The organism is Okeania sp. (assembly GCF_983059655.1).
Genome location: NZ_CEZPJD010000027.1, coordinates 21920 through 25210 on the forward strand (window position 1 = coordinate 21920; position 3291 = coordinate 25210).

Here is a 3291-nt window from a genome sequence, read left to right on the forward strand (position 1 = left end):
TATCATTAATTAAGCCAGATTATTTTTCTGATTTGAAAACTCAAATATCTAGCCACAGTCATTCAATGAAGAAATTTATGAGATGATGTGATACAATACTTTACAATTAGGAAAGTACTAATCGCCAACTGAGACAATTAGGTTTCAAAAACTGGAAAAGATTAACAAACTAAGTAAATAATTAGAGATATTCTAAAAGGATGGTGATTAAGATATTTTTATAGTAAGTATATAGTAAATAAATCAATCATAAATCATTAAAATTTGCTTAACTATAAAACAGCATAATTTAAAAATCAATAGAAAACTTGTTAAGTAAATAAAAAAAGATTAAACTTGCTTTTCCAGAAAATATCAATCAAAATTAATTAGTAAATTTTACAAAATAGACAACTTTAAATTATGAGTAAATCACCACTTCATGCCTTTTTCGTTGGTAGAGCTATTGCAGAAGGAGTTTACGAACAATTAGAAAACGTTGTTACCAACTCCCTTAGTACAGTAGGAAAATTTGATGCAGAGCAAAGAGAGAATTTGCGAAGTTTCATTGAAGAAGTATTAGAAAGAGCAGACCGGGAAGCTCAAGTAGAAAATAATATCAGTAGCTCCAGCAACTCAAACTATCAACCCAAAGACCTACAAGCTATAATCGACGACTTAAGAGCTGAAGTCGCTCAAGTTAGATCGGAACTACAAAAATATCGTAGTCGTTCTGTCTAAAGACAAAATGATTGCTCATTTTGTCTATTGTTACTTTTGACCATATAACTAATTATTACATACTGCTATTGTGTCTGTTCTCCTTGATGACATCATTAACCCCAAGGGACAAGCTAACTATACAACTGGAGGCTCAATGACCAAAGCCCCCACAAAATCCTATAGCGATAAAGCTTATCGCTGGAATAGAGATAATTATTCTCGCCAGCGTCGTTACATTGATATTTGGGCTTTTTTTCTCACTTGGCTAACCTGGCTATGGGTAGACAAAAAAAATTGGAGCTACCGAGGGGGAGTAACAGAAGAAAAGAAAAATCTCAGACGGCGGAAACAAGCTATTTGGGTACGAGAAACAATGCTAGAATTAGGCCCCACCTTCATCAAGTTGGGACAGCTATTTTCTACTCGTGCAGACTTATTTCCTGTTGAGTACGTCGAAGAACTTTCAAAACTCCAAGATAAAGTCCCCGCTTTCAAGTACGAACAGGTAGAAACAATAATATTAGAAGACCTGGGAAAAAAGATAGATGAACTATACCATAGCTTTGAACCAGTCCCCCTAGCTGCAGCGAGTTTAGGTCAAGTTCATAGAGCGCAACTTCATTCTGGTGAAGATATAGTAGTCAAAATACAAAGACCGGGGCTGAAAAAACTATTCCAAATTGATTTAACTATTCTTAAAGGGGTAGCTCGTTATTTTCAAAGCCACCCGGAATGGGGTCGCGGCCGAGATTGGTTGGGTATCTATGAAGAATGTTGCCGAATTCTCTGGCTAGAGATAGATTATCTGAACGAAGGTCGCAATGCTGATACCTTTCGCCGTAACTTCCGAGAATGTAACTGGGTAAAAGTACCTAGAGTTTATTGGCGGTATTCGGCACCACGAGTATTGACGTTAGAGTATGTCCCTGGTATCAAAATTAGTAATTATGAAGCTCTGGAAGCATCAGGTCAAGACCGCAAGGCTTTGGCTAAAATGGGGGCTGAAGCTTACTTAAGGCAACTTTTGAATGATGGGTTTTTCCATGCCGATCCTCATCCGGGCAATATTGCTGTTAGTCCGGAAGGGGGATTAATTTTCTACGATTTTGGCATGATGGGACAAATCAAGTCTAATATCCGGGAAAAACTCATGGGAACTCTCTATGGCATTGCTTCAAAAGATGCTGAAAGAGTAATTATCTCTCTAATAGATTTAGGAGCGTTAACTCCTACTGGAGATATGGGTCCTGTGAGACGGTCGATCCAATATATGTTGGATAATTTTATGGATAAGCCGTTTGAAGCTCAGTCAATCACAGCTATTAGTGATGATTTGTATGAGGTTGCTTATGACCAACCTTTCCGTTTTCCGGCAACTTTTACTTTTGTGATGCGAGCTTTCTCTACTTTGGAGGGGGTTGGCAAGGGTTTAGACCCAGAGTTTAATTTTATGGAGGTGGCACAACCGTTTGCCATGGAGTTGATGTCTGATGGAAATTCTCAAAATACTATTTTTAATGAACTAGGTCGTCAAGCGGCTCAGGTTAGTTCTACTGCTTTGGGTTTGCCTCGTCGTATTGAGGATGCGATTGATAAGTTGGAGCAGGGGGATATTAGGGTTCGGGTTCGAGCTACAGAAACTGATAGGTTGGTTCGGCGGGTTAGTAATGTGCAAATGGGTACTAATTATGCCCTGCTTATCAGTGGTTTTACTTTGTCGGCGACTATTCTCTATGTTAATAATCAGCCTGGTCTAGCATTTGCTTTGATTTTAGTGGTTGTTGTGATGGGGTTTGCTTTTATACGATTGTTGAAGCGTATTAATAGATTGGACAAGATGATGTGATAAATTTTTTCTATTTTTAACTATCTTTGCCCACCCTAGTAAATCAAATTTGGTGGGTTTTTCAGTTTTAGTTTTCTGTTTTCCAATTTGTCATCAATCTCTGACAAAAAAAGAGAAATTTTTTCTACATCGGCTAACGAAGTTTCAATATTTTTAGCGCTCTTGTTCAGTTTTGTAGTAAGCTATGAACAGTGATAAATTCCAGCGGTTAGTTATTACTTGAATAGATTTTAAAGCTGCAAATACTGATTATTTCGTTGTTTTGTCGGGCGATCACTCCTATTTTTCTCTACTATGAAAACTAATCTTTCTCTTCTCATTTTTACCGAAGTTGACCTATCTACTTTTTTGTGATATCAGCGTTGTGATTTTGGTAGATATTAGTCTTTATTTCGGGTAGTTATTAAGTTGCTGAGTGTTTTTAAGTTGAATAAAAAGTCATGCTTAGGGGCGAACAACCCCCAATAATAAAATTGTATCAGAATTTTTGAGCCAAGGCAACAATCCTTCTCATTACTGTTTTTTGGAGCTTCAGAAAATGAATGTTTTTGTTGTGGGTTTGTAGATATAGATAGTGATCGCTTCTAGAATTTTTCAGTTGATTGACACTTAAGAGGATATGAACATGGAAAAATTCATTAGCGGTTGATTTTTTTTGAGCTTCACAAAATGATTATCGGCGGTCTAGGTTTGGGTAGCTATTTTTATGACAAAAGAGATTATTAGTCTGAAAAAATACTTTT

General features: G+C 36.7%; 2 protein-coding genes. Both read left to right on the forward strand.

Translation table 11 applies throughout. The features are described from left to right. Positions 1 to 402 precede the first annotated feature (402 nt). Entirely contained in the window at positions 403 to 720 is a 318-nt protein-coding gene (locus tag AC3DU7_RS03405) for a DUF6825 family protein (RefSeq protein ID WP_488037960.1), read from the forward strand. Positions 721 to 790: 70 nt separating this feature from the next. Further along, positions 791 to 2548, forward strand: a complete 1758-nt coding sequence (locus AC3DU7_RS03410) for an ABC1 kinase family protein (RefSeq protein ID WP_488037961.1) — start codon at positions 791 to 793, stop codon at positions 2546 to 2548. Positions 2549 to 3291 lie beyond the last annotated feature (743 nt).